15 protein-coding genes are annotated in these 16,932 nt (G+C 55.2%); 1 reads left to right on the top strand and 14 read right to left on the bottom strand.

Translation table 11 applies throughout. The features are described 5' to 3' along the window. Positions 1–443: 443 nt before the first annotated feature. The 3 genes from M0651_RS03065 to M0651_RS03055 are packed head-to-tail and all read right to left on the bottom strand — an operon-like array spanning position 444 to position 3,489. Entirely contained in the window at positions 444–1,316 is an 873-nt protein-coding gene (locus M0651_RS03065; protein ID WP_248550382.1) for a DegV family protein, read from the bottom strand. Positions 1,317–1,341: 25 nt separating this feature from the next. Beyond that, complete coding sequence (locus tag M0651_RS03060) at positions 1,342–3,114, bottom strand: DAK2 domain-containing protein (protein WP_248550381.1); 1,773 nt, start codon at positions 3,112–3,114, stop codon at positions 1,342–1,344. Positions 3,115–3,129: 15 nt separating this feature from the next. Next, positions 3,130–3,489 (bottom strand): Asp23/Gls24 family envelope stress response protein, encoded by a 360-nt coding sequence (locus M0651_RS03055; protein WP_248550380.1) that lies wholly within the window; start codon positions 3,487–3,489, stop codon positions 3,130–3,132. A gap of 210 nt (positions 3,490–3,699) precedes the next feature. Between M0651_RS03055 and rpmB the strand changes: the two genes are divergently transcribed. After that, positions 3,700–3,888: a 50S ribosomal protein L28 gene (gene rpmB / locus M0651_RS03050; RefSeq protein WP_009225259.1), complete on the top strand. Its 189-nt coding sequence runs from the start codon at positions 3,700–3,702 to the stop codon at positions 3,886–3,888. 193 nt (positions 3,889–4,081) lie between these two features. On the opposite strand, the gene spoVM is transcribed toward rpmB, so the two are convergent. From spoVM to coaBC, 11 genes are all read right to left on the bottom strand, one after another. After that, complete coding sequence (gene spoVM / locus M0651_RS03045) at positions 4,082–4,162, bottom strand: stage V sporulation protein SpoVM (RefSeq protein WP_036621610.1); 81 nt, start codon at positions 4,160–4,162, stop codon at positions 4,082–4,084. Between the two features lie 139 nt (positions 4,163–4,301). Further along, positions 4,302–4,976, bottom strand: a complete 675-nt coding sequence (gene rpe, locus M0651_RS03040; RefSeq protein ID WP_248550379.1) for a ribulose-phosphate 3-epimerase — start codon at positions 4,974–4,976, stop codon at positions 4,302–4,304. A gap of 4 nt (positions 4,977–4,980) precedes the next feature. Beyond that, positions 4,981–5,895: a ribosome small subunit-dependent GTPase A gene (gene rsgA / locus M0651_RS03035; RefSeq protein ID WP_248550378.1), complete on the bottom strand. Its 915-nt coding sequence runs from the start codon at positions 5,893–5,895 to the stop codon at positions 4,981–4,983. 32 nt (positions 5,896–5,927) lie between these two features. Further along, the gene (gene pknB / locus M0651_RS03030) at positions 5,928–8,078 is read right to left on the bottom strand and encodes a Stk1 family PASTA domain-containing Ser/Thr kinase (RefSeq protein WP_248550377.1); all 2,151 of its coding nucleotides are present in this window, start codon (positions 8,076–8,078) and stop codon (positions 5,928–5,930) included. Beyond that, positions 8,075–8,848: a Stp1/IreP family PP2C-type Ser/Thr phosphatase gene (locus tag M0651_RS03025; RefSeq protein WP_248550376.1), complete on the bottom strand. Its 774-nt coding sequence runs from the start codon at positions 8,846–8,848 to the stop codon at positions 8,075–8,077. The genes pknB and M0651_RS03025 overlap by 4 nt, the downstream gene beginning before the upstream one ends. 6 nt (positions 8,849–8,854) lie before the next feature. After that, entirely contained in the window at positions 8,855–9,901 is a 1,047-nt protein-coding gene (rlmN, locus tag M0651_RS03020; RefSeq protein ID WP_248550375.1) for a dual-specificity RNA methyltransferase RlmN, read from the bottom strand. Positions 9,902–10,055: 154 nt separating this feature from the next. Further along, positions 10,056–11,507 carry a 16S rRNA (cytosine(967)-C(5))-methyltransferase RsmB gene (rsmB, locus tag M0651_RS03015; RefSeq protein WP_372490876.1) on the bottom strand — a complete coding sequence of 484 codons (1,452 nt, stop codon included), beginning with the start codon at positions 11,505–11,507 and terminating at the stop codon, positions 10,056–10,058. Between the two features lie 71 nt (positions 11,508–11,578). After that, positions 11,579–12,538, bottom strand: a complete 960-nt coding sequence (fmt, locus tag M0651_RS03010) for a methionyl-tRNA formyltransferase (protein WP_248550373.1) — start codon at positions 12,536–12,538, stop codon at positions 11,579–11,581. A gap of 10 nt (positions 12,539–12,548) precedes the next feature. After that, positions 12,549–13,031 (bottom strand): peptide deformylase, encoded by a 483-nt coding sequence (gene def, locus M0651_RS03005; protein ID WP_248550372.1) that lies wholly within the window; start codon positions 13,029–13,031, stop codon positions 12,549–12,551. 110 nt (positions 13,032–13,141) lie between these two features. After that, entirely contained in the window at positions 13,142–15,697 is a 2,556-nt protein-coding gene (gene priA, locus M0651_RS03000) for a primosomal protein N' (RefSeq protein WP_248550371.1), read from the bottom strand. Further along, complete coding sequence (gene coaBC, locus M0651_RS02995) at positions 15,694–16,914, bottom strand: bifunctional phosphopantothenoylcysteine decarboxylase/phosphopantothenate--cysteine ligase CoaBC (protein ID WP_248550370.1); 1,221 nt, start codon at positions 16,912–16,914, stop codon at positions 15,694–15,696. The genes priA and coaBC overlap by 4 nt, the downstream gene beginning before the upstream one ends. Positions 16,915–16,932: the final 18 nt, after the last annotated feature.

The following is a 16,932-nucleotide window of genomic DNA, read 5'->3' as shown; positions in this document are numbered from 1 at the left end:
GAGGATTTTCGGCGTCGAATCTTGAATTCACCCGGGCCTTCCGTTGCTCACGTAGCCTACGACTACGCTCCGCTACTCAGCCCCTAGCTTCATCCAACCTTCTAGGTGCTCCAATCCTGTCTTTTTGAACCTCCATTGATCGGTAGTTCAAAAAGACATCTTTGGATCACGAAGCTCAAGCGAATCTTGAATTTCGCGTGCTCCAGCAACCTAACGGAACTCAGAGACGTTATAGTCCGCTTTTTGGGCGTTTTCTGCAGCTAACGGAACCAGAAGCCCTTATTTCGGACAAAAGCAGCCGGATGGCTGCCATAAGGGCCCGATAAGGTCCCTGAGTTCCGTTACCCCGGGAAATAATCGGGAAATGAGCAAATAAGGGCTCTCTGTTCCGTTAAAACCGGTTCCGACTAAACCGGCTCCGCCTCAACGCGCGCACCCGAAGGTTAAGTCGCCGGCCAAATAAACGTCGCCACGGTACCCGGGCCAACATGCGTGCCAACGACCGCGCCAATGCTGGTGCGGACGATCTCGTGCAGCGTAAAGTGCTGACTCAACATCTCCAGGATCTCCTCGGATCCTTCCGGATTCACGCAATCGCAAACAGCGACGTTGATATCCTTCACCCCACCGAAATCGTTCACGAACAATTCGATGACACGGGACACGGCCTTCTTGCGGCCCCGGACCTTATCGACAGCATAGATAACGCCTTCCTGGTCCACCGACAGAATCGGTTTGATGTTCAACAACGTGCCTAGAATCGCCGCAGCTTTACCGATCCGTCCGCCCTTTTGCAAATACTCCAGCGAATCAACGAGAAAGTACAGTCGCCGAGCTTTTCCTAACCGTTCAACCTCCGCCGAAATCTCTTCGACCGAAGCTCCTTGCTTCGCCATCCGTGCGGCATGCACAACCTGGAGGCCAAAGCCGTACGTCGCGCACAGCGAGTCAATCACCGTTACATCTACGGAGTGCCCCAATTCCTCCTCCAGCATCTCCTTGGCAAGCACGGCGGATTGATAGGTTCCGCTCATCCCTGAAGAGATGTGGATTGAAATGATTGGCGAACCCGGATAGGCCGCAAGCAGATTGCGGTAAACCTCCACATACTGGGAGGGTGAAGTCTGCGACGTCGTTGGCAGGTCCTTTGACTTCGTTAACTTGTCGTAGAACTCTTCCGCTGTGATGTCGATGCCTTCGAGATAAGATTGATCGCCGAAGGCTAACCGCATCGGCACGATATGAATACCGTATTCCGACACCGTCTCCTGCGGGATATCCGACGTACTGTCGGCAATGATGACAGCCTGATTCATAGGTATCTTCATCCTCTCCTCGGGATCAGGATTCTACCGAAAATAAATAATAATAAATCGGTTGTCCGCCGTTATGGACCTCGACTTCAACGTCAGGATACTCCGCATGAATCCAGTCCACCAGTGCGTCTGTCATTTCTCCGTCGGCTTCCTCACCGGCCAGAACCGTCACAATTTCGTCGCCCCCGGTCAACATCTTAGCCAGCAAACCCTGGCTCGTTTCCAGCAGGCCTTCTTCGGTTGCTACGATTTTGGAATCGGCGATCCCGATATAATGGCCGGCCGTTATTTCCAAATCGTCGAACATGGTGTCGCGAACCGCGTACGTGACTTGGCCCGTCTTCACATGTTGTACGGCGTTCTGCATGTTATCCTGATTGGATTCCACGTTTTCTTCCTCTTGGAAAGCAAACGCTGCGGCAATCCCCTGTGGGATACTCTTGCTCGGGATAACGGTAACGCTGCGTTCCCCTTCAAGTAAATCGCGCGCCTGCTGAGCCGCCAAAATAATATTGGAGTTGTTCGGCAACACAAATATGTGCTGAGCCGAAATCGATTGGATTGCATTGACGAAATCCTCGGTACTTGGGTTCATCGTTTGTCCGCCGGACAAAACAACATCGACACCCAGACTGGTGAAGATTTCCGAAATGCCTTGGCCCGAAGCTACGGCGATAAATCCATAAGGCGCCAGCTCGTCGGCTGGCAAACTAGCCGGATCAACGGGACGGGACGGTTCTGCCGGGATTTCAGCAAACAGCTCCGGCATCGGCGCTGCGTCCATGCCCGCAATCAGCAGATCACGGTGTTGTTCGCGCATATTCAAAATATGAATTTGTGTAATTTCACCATAGTGGAGCGCCAAATTCAGCACATCTCCCGGTGTTTTGGAATGGACGTGGACTTTAATGATCTCGTCATCCGCGATCACGATAATCGAATCACCATTAACCGAAAGCGCTTTCCGGAACTGATCCTCGTCAAAAACAGCATTCTTAATTTCACCGATGGTGCGATTGATGAAAAACTCCATGTCGTACAAGAATTCGATATCCTCGGTTTCCAGCTTGGCTTGTGCCGAAGCCGGGACATGAACCGGCGTTGCCACCGGTGCGTGAAATTCGGGTTTCGCGCTTGCCGCGGGAGCTTGTCCCAACGCCGCTGCGGCCTCGCTGCTGGCGCCTCCGGTCAGGCATTCCAAAAATCCTTCATAAATATAAACAAGTCCTTGACCGCCCGAATCCACGACGCCAACCTGTTTCAACACCGGCAACAGCTCCGGCGTACCTGCGAGCGCTTCCTTCGCTTTGGCCAGCACCTCGGTCATCAATTCCGTGATATCCGTTGTTCTGCGCGCATAATATACGGCATGCTTGGCGGCTTCCTTCGCCACCGTCAGAATGGTCCCCTCTACCGGTTTGACAACCGCTTTATAAGCGGTATCCACCCCGCTTTGCAGAGCAGCGGCAAATTGAACAGTATTCATTTCCTCCATAGAGGCGGCATAACGACTAAAGCCGCGGAACAGCTGGGACAAGATCACACCGGAGTTCCCGCGTGCGCCCATCAGGAGGCCCTTGGATAAAGTGGCCGCTCTGCTGCCTAAACCTCCGGTTCCGTGGTTTTTCAATTCCGTTACACCAGCGGTCATCGTCAAATTCATATTCGTACCGGTGTCCCCATCGGGAACCGGGAATACGTTAAGAGAGTTGACGTGTTCAGCATGCTCTGTGAGCCGCTGCGCACCGGCCAAGACCATAGCGGTGAAATCTGTTCCAGTTAAAGAACGCTTACTCAATGAAAATTCCCCTTCCTAGCTTGATACGCGTACGCCTTGGACTACGATATTCACCTGATCCACTTCGAGTCCAACGATTTCATTCATTACGTATTTCACTTTGAGCTGTATGTTGTGTGCGACCTCGGAAATTTTCGTGCCATAACTGACTATAATATAAAGATGAATAGCTAATCGATGATTATCCAGGTTCACTTCCACACCCCGGGCCAAGTTCTCTCGCCCCAGCAATTCGGCAATACCGTCCTTCAACTGCTTTCGGCTTGCCATTCCTACCAGTCCATAACACTCCATGGCGGCCGATCCGGCGATAACCTTGATGGCTTCCTCCGAAATATCGATTCGTCCATATTCGGTCGTAAGATTTACAGCCACGCCAACCTCACTCCTTCCATAGAAATTATTATGGACTAAACTATATTGTACTATAAGAACAGAGAGAAATAAATAAAAGAGTCCAACGTCAATATCTGTTGACGGGGCTTTTTTTACTGTGATATTATATTTAAGTATTGTCAATAACCGTGATTTGAAGAGAAACTGTTATTTTCAAGACAGTGTGTACTGGAACAGGAGGTGTAATGAATGGCTCGCAAATGTTATGTGACTGGCAAGAAGCCAGGCAGCGGTAACCATGTATCTCACGCAAACAATCGCAATCGGCGCTCTTGGGGCGTAAACGTGCAGAAGGTCCGGATCTTGGTAGACGGCAAACCGAAACGCGTATACGTAAGCACTCGGGCTTTGAAATCCGGTAAAGTGACCCGCGTGTAATGGCTCGGGACGAACTATAGACAAAAAGCACCTTTTCCTATGAGGTGCTTTTTTACTGCACTTTTTTTCTTTGAAGCCGCCAAAAAGGCTAACGCCGGCTGCATTTCTAGCCGCGGCCTAAGCATTCCTTTCATGGCGGGAACCGCCAGGCGCGCCCTTTCGCTGCTTGGGGCGGGTTATCAGGCCCCGCCCGCTAGTTCTTGTGAAACGTGTTCAGTACCGCCTTAACGAAACCTCCCAAAAACTTAGGCAGCTTGAATGTGTAAAATTTCATCGTTCACCCTCCCCATCGTGCTCATGCCTTCACCCATATTCTATGTTCGATGTCATTTACCCGTGTATTCCCGCCACAAAAAAAAGGCTACATGAGAACCTTCGCTCATGTAACCCATTGTATGCACATCTTGATGCGCCTATGCCAATCCGGCCAGGCTCTCGCGGATTTCTGCCATCGCCGCTTGGCGGTCAGCTTGGCCGAACACCGCATTCCCGGCGACCAGCACATCCGCGCCCGCTTCCACGACCAGCGGCGCCGTTGCGGCCGCAATTCCGCCATCCACTTCGATCCGCAAATGACTTAAGCCCAGCTCTTCCTTCCAGGCTTTTAGCTGACGAATCTTGCGCAGCGTAGCCGGAATGAACGCTTGTCCGCCGAAACCGGGGTTCACCGTCATGACAAGGACGAGGTCCACGTCCTCCAGTACCTCGCGAACGGCGGAAGCCGGCGTGGCCGGATTGATCGCGACCCCCGCTTTAACCCCCTGCTCCTTGATCAGATGCAGCACCCGGTGCAGATGCACGCAGGCTTCAGCATGCACCGTAATGAGGTGCGCGCCCGTTTGAGCAAAGGCCGGAACGTACTCCTCCGGCTTCTCGATCATCAAGTGGACGTCCAACGGCAAATTGGTCTGCGGGGCAATCGCCTGTAGCACCAGCGGGCCAAATGTCAGATTCGGAACGAAGTGACCGTCCATGACGTCCACATGCAGCCAATCGGCACCTCCCCGCTCCACATCGGCGACTTCGTCGCCCAGCTTGGCGAAATTGGCCGACAGAATAGATGGCGCTATATATACGTTGTTGCTCATGACGTCAATACCTCCGCTTCTTCTCCTTCATCTCTTCATGGAACTGTACGTAATGCTCGTAACGGCTTGCGGCGATTTCGCCTTTGTCTGCGGCCTCTCTTACCTTACAACCCGGCTCGTGCAAATGACTGCAGCCCCGGAATTTACAGCCTTCCGCGTAATCCGTAAACTCGCGGAAGCAGCTGGACAACTCCTCCACACCCAGCTCAAGAAAATCCAACTGACTGAAGCCCGGGGTATCGGCTACGTAACCGCCGTTTTCCAGCTCGATCAGCTCGACATGCCGTGTCGTATGACGCCCCCGGCCCAGCCTGAGGCTAATTTCACTCGTCTCCAGCGACAATCCGAGCATGGCGTTGAGCAGCGACGATTTCCCGACGCCCGACTGGCCCGAGAAGACACTGATCTCCCCAGCCAAGCGCGATTTCACTTCCTCGGTTCCCATCCCGGTCACCGAACTGGTGACGATAACGTCATAACCAATCGATTCGTACAACGCTTTAACCTGGCTAATGATTTCAGGAGTTTCCTCCGGTTCGTCTTCCTCCACCAGGTCCTCCTTGGTGAGGCAGATGAGCGTACGCAAACCGGCGTGCTCGATATGCACCAGAAACTTGTCCAGCAGCTGAAGATTGAGATCCGGCTCCCGCAGCGAGAACAGCAGCACAGCCAGCTTGGCGTTAGCGATCGGCGGGCGGATCAGTTCGGTTTCTCGCGGTAAAATCTCATCAACGGTTCCTTCCCCATTTTCGGTCGGGGAATAGATGACTCGATCGCCCACCAACGGACTCTCGCCTCTCTTCTTAAAAATCCCGCGGCCGCGGCACTGGACGTAATCGTCCGGTGCCCCAGCCTGCGCCGTAGCCGGCTTCACGTAGTAATAACCGCTTAATGCCTTCACAATTAAACCTTCAGGCATATAGGCTGGCCTCTCTTTCGTATCGGTCTAACTTAATCGCCATGTTTGTTTCGTTTACCCGCCTTTCCTTTACCTTTGGCTACTCCCAACTCATTCTGGAGCGAGGCCAGCTTGCCGGATAAAATCATGCCGGTATCAGGCGGATTATCGCCCGAATCCATATCCATCGTATTCTGATCCGTCCCGCCGGAATCCGGGAATTGCGGCACCGGAACGGTTCCTTGCTTGGCATCGATATACGAGATCGGGTACGTATCCAGCATGACGCCGTCGCGTGTCACTGTAACATAACCGTTCTTGTTAGGCGCCAGCACCAAATCCACCGCCAAATATTGCGCTTTGCCTACCTTCTGCGTTCCCCATTCGCGGCCTTCGCCTCGAGCATCCCCGTACACGATCGTGTACTTGCTGATTTGGCCTTCCTGGGCGGGCACTGCGGGTACCTGGAACGTATAGTTGATCGCTTCCGGCGGATAGCCGGTGCTGACGAACAGGGTGACCTCCGAGCCCGGAGCGACGGTATCGTTCGGTGCATACGGCCACTGTTTAGTAACCTTGCCTGCCTCGATCTCGTAACTCGCCTCTTCCTTAATACCATCCGCGGCCAGCTTCAAGCCAAGCTCGGTAATAGCGGCTTCCGCTTCCGCCTTCGTCTTGTTCACAAGGTCTGGCATTTTCACCTCAGCCGGTCCTTTGCTGACCTTCAATACGATATTCACCGTCTCCGGATTAAACTCCGCACCGGCGTCCGGCGAGGAACTGATGACCTTACCCGGTTCGATATCGCCACTGTTCTCTTCGGTCTTCGTCACACGGGCCTCATCCACGCCAAGATCCTTCAACTGCTTCAGCGCTTCTTCATAAGTCCCGGTTAACACCGGCATTTTCTCCAGCGGCTTCTCAACGCTGACCTTCAGGTCGATGGCGGAACCTTCCTTCACCATCGTCCCCTCTAGCTTGCTCTGTTCGTAAACGATCCCATCGTCCACGCCTTCTTTGTATTCCCGAGTGATCTCCCCTATGGCGATACCTTCAGCGGTTAATGTCTGAACCGCCTTCTCTTCTTCCAAATTAATCACATTCGGCACCGCGACTTCAGGGACGGTGACCAGGTTCGTGACATACCAAGCGACACCGGCCAATGCGAGCAGGACGACCAACGTCAGGCTGACCCAGAGCGCCGGCTTCCCCCACACCTTCTTCTTCTCGCTGCCCTTTCGCTCCTCCACCGCCGCTCCACTGTCGCGGGACAATTTGGATGGCCCCGACGGGGAACCTTGATTCTGCGGCCGAATCGCCGGAATAATTCGCGTGCTGTCCTCATCATGATCTTCAATAAAGGCCAATTTGGATTCCATTTTTCGTTCCGGCAGCAGGCAGGTTTCCAGATCACGTAGCATTTCCTTGGCGGATTGATACCGTTCACCTGGATTTTTGCGCATCGATTTAAGGATGATGTTCTCGACGCTCTGCGGAATCATCGGGTTAACCAACCGCGGCTCATCGAATTGCTCCTGCAGATGCTTTAACGCTACACTAATCGGGCTCTCGCCAAGGAACGGCAAACGGCCTGTCAACATTTGATACAACACAATTCCGAGCGAATACAAGTCGGATTTCTCCCCGGTAGCGACGCCTTTGGCATGCTCCGGCGAGAAATAATGCACCGAGCCGACCACCGAGCCAGTTTGCGTAATCGTCGCCGAGGTGACAGCGCGTGCAATCCCGAAGTCGGTTACCTTCACTCGTCCGTTTCGCCCAATCAAAATGTTATGAGGTTTAATATCGCGATGAATGATTTGGTTGTGATGGGCGTGATCGAGCGCGTCCGCAATTTGCGAAGCGATCCGAACGGATTCATCGACTTGCAGCGGAGCGCGTTCTTTAATGATTTCGTTCAAGTTTTGTCCTTCAACGTATTCCATGACGATGTAATGGACTTCGTCTTCTTGTCCGACATCATACACGCTGACGATATTCGGGTGTGACAAGGATGCGGCGGACTGAGCCTCCCGGCGGAAACGCCGGATAAATTCCTCGTCATTCACAAATTGTTGACGCAACACCTTGATGGCCACGTAGCGGTTCAGCAACAGGTCTTGCGCCTTGTATACCAGCGCCATGCCCCCTCCGCCGATCCGTTCGATGATTTGATAACGACCGCCCAATTCGTGTCCGATCATGAATTCCACTCCTTTATGCCTGACCCGGCATCCTCTTGTTGTTCCAGCAGGGCGACGCTGATGTTGTCGTCGCCTCCCGCGTTCAGCGCCAGCTGGAGCAAACGATCGGCGCGATCATTTAATTCGAGACCGTCCGAGCCAAGCGTCAGGATCATTTGTTCCGGCGTCACGTAATTACTGAGCCCGTCGCTGCACAGCAGCAGCATATCCCCCGGCTCCAGCGACACCCGGTTCATATCAACCTCCACCCGTTCATCGGTGCCCAGCGCGCGGGTCACCACGTTGCGATGCGGGTGAACCGTCGCTTCCTCTTCGCTGATCTGTTTGTTCTTCAGCAGCTCGTTGACCAGTGAGTGATCATCGGTCAACTGAACCAGCTGACCTTGCCGGAAATGGTAAGCCCGGCTGTCTCCGATATGAGCGATCACCCCATCGCGGCCGGTAAATATACCGGCGACAACCGTAGTGCCCATACTGTGGTACTCTACATGTTCCGTCGCTTTACAGAACACGGCTTCGTTGGCGTGAAGAATGGCTTTCTTTAATTCTTCCCCGCAGGCTTCCGCGGATAACCCCGCCGGTACCTCCCCAAGATCCTCTGTAATGATGTCAACCGCCATGCGGCTGGCGATGTCTCCCGCCTGATGGCCGCCCATCCCGTCCGCGACAATCGCCAGTGTGTACCCCGAATCCAGCCGGCCTACCCACGTACTGTCTTCATTAACGGAACGAACTCGTCCCACATCACTTACATAAACGCAATTCATCACATTCGCTCACCTCGCACCAGACTCCATGTGCTTCGCCCGCAGTTGCCCGCAGGCCGCGGCAATATCATGGCCTTGCTCGCGGCGGATCGTCACATTGATGCCTTTGTCCGCCAGTATGCGCTGAAATTGAAAAATATCGTTGCGCGACGTTCTTACGTACTTGCGTTCCGGCACATAGTTGACCGGAATCAAGTTGACGTGGCATAACATATCCTTCAGCACGCCGGCCAGTTCTTCCGCATGCTCCGGTTGGTCGTTCACCCCGCCGATAAGCGCATATTCGAACGTGATACGGCGGCCGGTTTTGGCGATATAATAGCGCAGCGACTCCATCACGTCGTCAAATGGAAAACGCCGGTTGACCGGCATCAACTTGGAGCGGAGCGCATCGTTTGGCGCATGAATCGATATCGCCAAATTGATTTGGGTATCCTCGTCCGCAAACCGGTAAATGTTCGGGACAATCCCGCTCGTTGATACAGTAATATGCCGTTGTCCGATGTTCAAGCCCTTTTCGTGGATCATAATCCGCAAAAATTTCATCGTCGCTTCGTAATTTTCGAACGGCTCGCCTGTCCCCATAATGACGATACTGCTAACGCGTTCTCCTCTCGTGTCCAGGATTTTCTGCGCCTGCACTACCTGGGCGACGATTTCTCCCGGCGTCAGATTCCGTTTCAAGCCGCCCAGTGTAGAGGCGCAAAACGTACAACCTACTTTACAGCCGACCTGGGTCGTTACGCAGATGCTGTTGCCGTAATTATGCTTCATGATGACCGTTTCGATCGCATGGTCGTCATGCAGGCCAAACAGGAATTTGACCGTCCCATCCTTCGATTCCAGCTTCGTGATCTCCCGCAGCGTAACGAATGCAAATTCGTCATGCAGTTTCTGCCGAAGCGCTTTGGATAGATTGGTCATCTCTTCGAAGGAGCTGACACGCTTCACGTACAGCCAATCAAAAATCTGGCCGCCGCGAAACTCGGGTTCTCCCTGCGAGACAGCCCATTCCTGTAATTCTTCCAACGAATAATCATATATAAAAGGTTTCATCTTCACACACCTGTCCATATTTATTTCGAGATTTGCCCACTCATTCTTCCCATTTTATCATAAATCGCCTTTCGACTAAAGTCATCAGCCGCAGCAGGGCCACGCAAAAAGGCCAAGCCCGCCGGTTATGGCGGCTGCTTGACCTATCCTGTCATCAATTCCCTTCTATCTTCTTGCGCAGCCGGGCGATAAAGAATCCGTCCGAATGGGCGTCCTGCGGCAAAATCTGCAGACCGACCTCCGTACGCCCTGCGGCGGATTCCAAAGGCTGCCGCCCGCTCCAGCCGGCCGGTTCGTCCGTCGCCAGCTCAAATTCCGGATGGCGACTCAGGAAGGAGGTAACCATTTCAGCATTTTCACGCGGCTCGATCGTGCAAGTGCTGTAAACCAGCAAGCCGCCCGGTTTCAACAGTCCGCTCACCGAGTCAAGCAACGCCCGCTGAACGCCGGCAATTCCCGCCACATCCCCCGGGGTCTTCGCCCATTTCAAATCCGGTTTCCGGCGAATGACGCCAAGCCCGGAGCAAGGGGCATCCAGTAAAATTCGGTCAAAGGAACCCGCGTCAAACCGATCGACCAATTGCAGCGCGTCGCTGGATAATGTGTCGATATGATCCAGCCCCAAACGCTTGGCATGGTCTTCGATCAACTTCGCCTTGTGCGGATGGATGTCGTTCGCAAGCACTTGTCCGCGGCCTTCCATGATCTCGCCGATATGGCAGGTCTTGCCTCCGGGCGCCGCGCAGCAGTCTAACACAGTCATTCCCGGCTGCGGGTCCAGCGCTTCGGCCACCAACATCGAGCTTTCGTCCTGTACGGAGATCAGCCCGTCCCGATACCACGGGGTCAGCGCCATATTGCCGCCGCTATGTACTACGATACCGTCAGGTGAGATCTGTGAAGCCGAGGCCTGCAGACCCTGCTCTTCCATCAGCCGCAGCATCCCGTCTCGGCTCATTCTCACCCGGTTGACCCGGACGCTGACTGAAGGTGGCTTATTGTTGGCGCGGCAAATCGCTTCGGCCGCCTCCTCGCCATATTGCCGGATCCAAAGCGCGACCATCCACTCCGGATGAGAATGCTCAAGCGCAATGCGCTGCACAGGGTTCAGGTCCTCCGGTAAACGCAGTTCTTCCTTCTTGCGCAGTACGCTGCGCAGGACGCCGTTTACCATACCCGAAATTCCTTGATGCCCCTTCTTCTTAGCCAGGTTCACCGCTTCATTCACAGCAGCATGCGGAGGAATCCGGTCGAGGTAATGCAGCTGGTAGAAGCTAAGCCGTAGTAAATTACGGACCCAGGGCGCCAGTTTCGCCATTCCCTTCGTTACAAACGGCTCCAGATAATAATCGATCGTATTCAACCGCTGAATCGTGCCGTAGACCAGCTCGGTAGCGAGTCCGGCGTCCGGTCCGGTCAACCCGGACTTTTGCAAGGCCCCATTCAGCAGCAGATTGCTATAGGCGCCCTCCTGTTCGACGGCCGTCAATACCTGCAGCGCCACACTGCGGGCCGATGGACCTCCCGAACTCCGGCCCTCCCCACGGGAGGTCGGCGTTCCGGATGGGTGCCTTGGGCTCCGGCTGCCCCCGCCGACTTGTTTCATCGCTCCCCGGCCTTGGCCAGGCCCCTTGCTGTCCGAGCCCGTGCCCGTGCCTGAGTTATTGCCGACGCGACTCATGACAGAACCGTCCCGACACTCATCACACCGCCGCGAATGAACTCGCCGGCCTCCATCGCTTTCTTGCCGGCAGGCTGAACTCGGGTCAGCCATACGGAGCCGTCGCCGGTTTTCACATGAATCCCTTGCGGCGATAACGCCAGCACCGTCCCCGGCGCTTGTCCGGTCTTCGGCGGTTCCGCCCCTGCAGCTGCCTCGCCTTCCGTTGGCTTGGCCACCGCCCAGACCTTAAACACCTCGCCGTTCCAGGTCGTAAATCCACCGGCGAAAGGCACAAGCCCCCGCACGCGATCATAAATTTGCCGCGAGGTTTCGCTCCAATCGATGCGCTCGTCCTCACGCGACAGATTCGACGCGTAGGTTGATTCCGCATCGTTCTGCGGAATGCGCGCCGCCGTCCCCGCCAGGATCAGCGGCAGCTGCTCCAGCAGCAGCCGCGCCCCAGCTTCGCTCAGCTTCTCGAACAATGTGCCCGACGTATCCTCATCGTCGATAGGCACAACCGCTTTAGCGATCATATCGCCGGTATCGAGTCCCTCGGCCATGTACATCAAGGTAATGCCCGTTTCTTTCTCGCCATTAATGATCGCCCGCTGAATTGGCGCCCCGCCGCGGTATTTCGGCAGCAGCGATCCGTGCACGTTCAAGCAGCCGTATTCCGGCAGCTCCAGCACGCCTTTCGGCAAAATCTGGCCATACGCCGCAGTAACGATTAAATCTGGCTGCAGTGAAGCGACCTCCGCTACGGCCTCCGGTGCGCGCATCCGCATGGGTTGCAGCACGGGAATCCTATGGCGCATCGCGGCTTCCTTCACCGGTGTTGGCGTCAACACCTTCTTGCGACCTTGCGGCCGATCCGGCTGCGTGACGACGCCAACGATGTTGTAGCCTTCACGCAGCAGCCCTTCAAGCGAAGGCACTGCAAACGCCGGCGTCCCCATAAATACGATATTCATCGGGCGGTATTCACTCCTTCTCTTCACCTTCGGGGGTAATTTCATACACTCTCTCCGCCACATCCGTATACAGCACACCGTTCAGGTGGTCAATCTCATGTTGAAAGGCCCGTGCCAACAGTTCCGAGCCCGTATACGTCACTTCTTTGCCGTTTCGGTCCAGCCCTTTGACCGTGACCATCATCGCCCGGCGGACATCCCCGCGATAACCCGGAATACTGAGGCATCCCTCCGGCCCAAATTGTTCGCCTTCTGTGGATACGATTTCCGGATTGACCAATTCGATCAGTCCATGCTCATCCCCGACATCCACCACGATCACCCGTTTGAGGATGCCGATTTGCGGCGCGGCCAGACCAACGCCCTCTGCGTCGTACATTGTATCTGCCATATCGGTTAACAGTTTTTGAATGTTGGGTGTAATTTTCTTGACTTCCTTGGCTACTTCGTGCAGCACTTCGTCCGGTTCCTTCACGATAATCCGAATCGCCATGGTGGCACTCCCTTTCCTGTCTTCACTTTGCTAAATTCTATAGCTTTTTCCTTATTCTATCCCAAATCGATGTCATCGGATAAAAAATGGATCATTCCAAACGGCGATCATTACATCAACATTTGCGGATCTACGTCAATGCTGATCTGAAGCATCGCATCGCGCAGTTGGTCCAGTGTCGCCGCCGCCGTCTCCCGGACCAGGCCCACCGCATCGAGCTCGCCGCGGTATTTCACCATGCATTGGAACCGGTAGCGGTTCTTGATGCGTGGAATCGGCGAGGCCACCGGGCCCAGAATGTCCAGAGCCGCCGGCGCAAACCGATCCAAGCTGCCAAACCACCCTTGGCGTTGAGCTTTGACCCGCAGGTCACCGGCAAAATTCTCCGCCATCCGCAGCAGGAGCGGCAGCTTCTCATGCGACAACGTGACGAGAATTAATCGGCTGTAGGGCGGATAATGGAGTGTCTTGCGCGTTTTCAACTCCTCGCGGACGAACGACAAATAATCGTGACCGCTGGCGTGAACGATCGAATAATGCTCCGGCATATAAGATTGAATGAATACTTCCCCAGGGAGCTGGTGCCGTCCTGCACGGCCGGCAACCTGCGTTAAGAGCTGGAACGTCTTCTCCGCCGAACGGAAATCCGGAAAGTTAAGCGCCGTATCCGCGGCGATGACGCCAACCAGAGTTACGTCGGGGAAATCCAGCCCCTTCGCCACCATCTGCGTACCTAACAGCACATCGCCTTTCTTTTCACGAAACGCTTGCAGCAGCTTCTCATGAGCCCCTTTTTCGCTGGTGGTGTCTACGTCCATCCGAATGACGCGGATTCCTGGGAACAGCTTGGCCAATTCCCCTTCGACTCGCTGCGTCCCGGTTCCGAAGTACCGGATATGCTCGCTGCCGCATTCCGGGCAAACTGACGGCGCAACTTCCGCATAACCGCAATAATGACAACGCAGATTGTTCGACTTTTGATGATAAGTCAACGAAATATCGCAATCCGGGCAACCAGCCACATAACCACAGGTCCGACACATCACAAATGTCGAATATCCGCGTCGGTTAAGCAGCAGCACGGTTTGCTCACCTCGCTCCAGCCGGGCGGCAATCCCTTGATGCAACGCGCGGCTAAACATTGAGCGGTTCCCTTCCTTCAGTTCCTCCCGCATGTCGACGATTTGAACGCCGGGCAACTGACTGCCGGAAGGACGTTGCTTCATCTCCAGCAATACAGGCGCAAACTCCCCGTAATCGCCGCCACCCGAACGCGCCGCGTGATAACTCTCCAACGACGGTGTGGCCGAACCGAGAATTACGGCTGCCCCATGCTGACGAGCTCGCATAACAGCTACATCGCGGGCATGATATTTCGGCGTCTCCTCTTGTTTATAGGAGGTCTCATGCTCTTCGTCCATCACGATCAACCCCAGGCGGTTGAACGGGGCAAAGATCGCCGATCGTGCGCCGATCGCCACTTCTACGCGACCCTCGCGAATTTTGCGCCATTCGTCGTAGCGTTCGCCGGTGGACAAACGGCTGTGCATCACCGCCACCTTCGCGCCGAAGCGCCCCTTAAATCGTTCGACCATCTGCGGGGTCAGCGAAATTTCCGGCACCAGCACGATCGCCTGCCGGCCCGATGCGATGCAGCACTCGATGGTCTGCAAATACACCTCGGTTTTGCCGCTGCCCGTGACGCCATGCAGCAGGAACACTTCATGTCGTTCCGCGTCCAGCGATTCCGTCAGACGGTGGTAGACCTGCTCTTGCTCCGGCGTTCGCGTCAGCGGTTCGCTGCGTTGAAAGCGCCGGCCCTGGTACGGATCGCGAAATACCTCAACATCCTCAATGACAGCAAATCCTTTTTCCACCAGCTTCTTGACCGTTCCGGCCGTCACCTGCAGCGTCGACAACACCTCTTGTAGGGACAACGGCAGGCTCAACTCCAGCAGAAATTCCAGCACTTCCTTTTGCCTGCGAGCTTGCGGTCCAAAAGAAGCCAGCGCTTCCTGCGCAGCCTGACCGCTAACCGCGGCCGCTACGGTTTTGACCGTCTTCTTGCGCACCTTGTCCTTAATCGCTTGGCTTTCCGTCAGCACACCCCGGGCCAGCATATCTTTAATCAAGCTGGCGGCTTCTGGATATCTCGCGCCTAATTGAGTCATCGTTACGGTGTCGGAGGCCCGGACAAAGGCCAGGATCTCCTCTTCTTCCGGCGTAACCAGACGAGGCAACGGATACAGGCTGTCTGAAGCATCCGTCGATCCCTCTTCGGACAAACCCTCGCCGTCCGCGTCCGTCACGCGGATATATCGCTCAGCCTTGCCCTTTAGTGCCGCCGGAATCATCGCCTGCAGCGCTGAAATCAAGCTGCAGGCGTACTTGCGACTCATCCACTCCGCCAATTCTACCAAATCCGGCGGCAGCGGCGGCGTCATGTCAAGCAGCTCCTGAATCGCCTTCATCCGCGACCGGTCCATCTCCGGTTGCTCATGCAGGGAAACGACAAAACCCTGAACCGTACGACGCCCGAACGGAACGCCAACCCGGCTGCCCACCTCGATCCAGCCGGCCATCGATTCAGGGATTAAATAGTCAAAAGGCCGGTCGGTTTCCCGGCTCGGCACATCGACGATCACTTTTGCCATGCGGTAGTTCATCGGTCTGTTCCCGCCAACCGTTCGCCAACCAGCTCCAGGATTTGGAGCGCGACTTCATCCTTGGCCATCTTCGGCACGGACCGAACTAAGCCGGACGCATCATAAATATTCACGATGTTGGTTTCGGATCCGAACCCCGCTCCCAACGCGGTAACATCGTTTGCGACCAGAAGATCGCAATTTTTGCGTTTCAGCTTATCCATGGCATGCTGCTCCACGTTCTCCGTTTCAGCCGCAAAGCCGATCAGGAACTGCATCGTCTTCTGCTTGCCCAGCGTTTCTAGGATGTCGATGTTTTTCACCAGCTCCAACACGAGGGAATCATCGCTTTTTTTGATTTTTTGCACGGCGGCTTCCTTCGGCCGATAATCCGCTACGGCCGCCGCCTTGACCAGAATATCCGTATCCGACCATACCGCCTGCACCGCCTCATACATGTCCTGTGCCGAGAGCACGCGGGTGACCGGGATGCCGACCGGCGGCTCCACCTGGGTATGCCCCGCAATCAGCACGACGTCCGCGCCGAGGCGCTGCGCCGCTTTAGCGATGGCGAAGCCCATTTTTCCCGAGGAATCGTTGGTGATATAGCGGACCGGGTCAATGCGTTCCACAGTGCCGCCCGCGGTGACAACCATTTTTTTGCCGCTCAAAGGCTTTTGCGAAATACGGTCCTCCCGGGCAAAATAGTCGTTAACGACCTGGACGATCGACTCCGGTTCCTCCATTCGCCCTTTCCCGGTATACCCACACGCCAATAGGCCCTCCCCGGGTTCGATCATCAAGACGCCTCGTGCGGCCAGCTCCGACAAATTACGGGTGACCGCCGGGTGCTCATACATGTGCACGTTCATTGCCGGCGCAAGCATAATCGGCGCCTGGGTCGCAAGCAGCGTAGTCGATAGCATATCGTCAGCGATCCCTGCCGCCATTTTTCCAATGATATTCGCCGTTGCCGGCGCCACCAACACCAGATCCGCCCAATCGGCTAAATTGATGTGCGCGATCGATTCGGCATGCTTCTCGTCAAAGGTGTCGGTGTATACGAAATTTTTCGATAACGCCTGCATCGTCAGCTCTGTGATGAATTTGGTCGCAGAATCGGTCATGATTACGCGAACCTCCGCACCTTCCTTCACCAGCTTGCTGCATAAGGACGCCGCTTTGAACGCGGCAATGCCGCCAGTCACGCCTAATAGAACCTTTTTGCCGGTTAACATCGCTACCCCTCGCTTTCC

Origin of the sequence: Paenibacillus mellifer (genome assembly GCF_023195895.1) — a bacterium.
Lineage (GTDB): Bacteria > Bacillota > Bacilli > Paenibacillales > Paenibacillaceae > Fontibacillus > Fontibacillus mellifer.
Note: the sequence above shows the minus strand (reverse complement) of the source record. Positions and strands in the feature narration are given on the sequence as shown.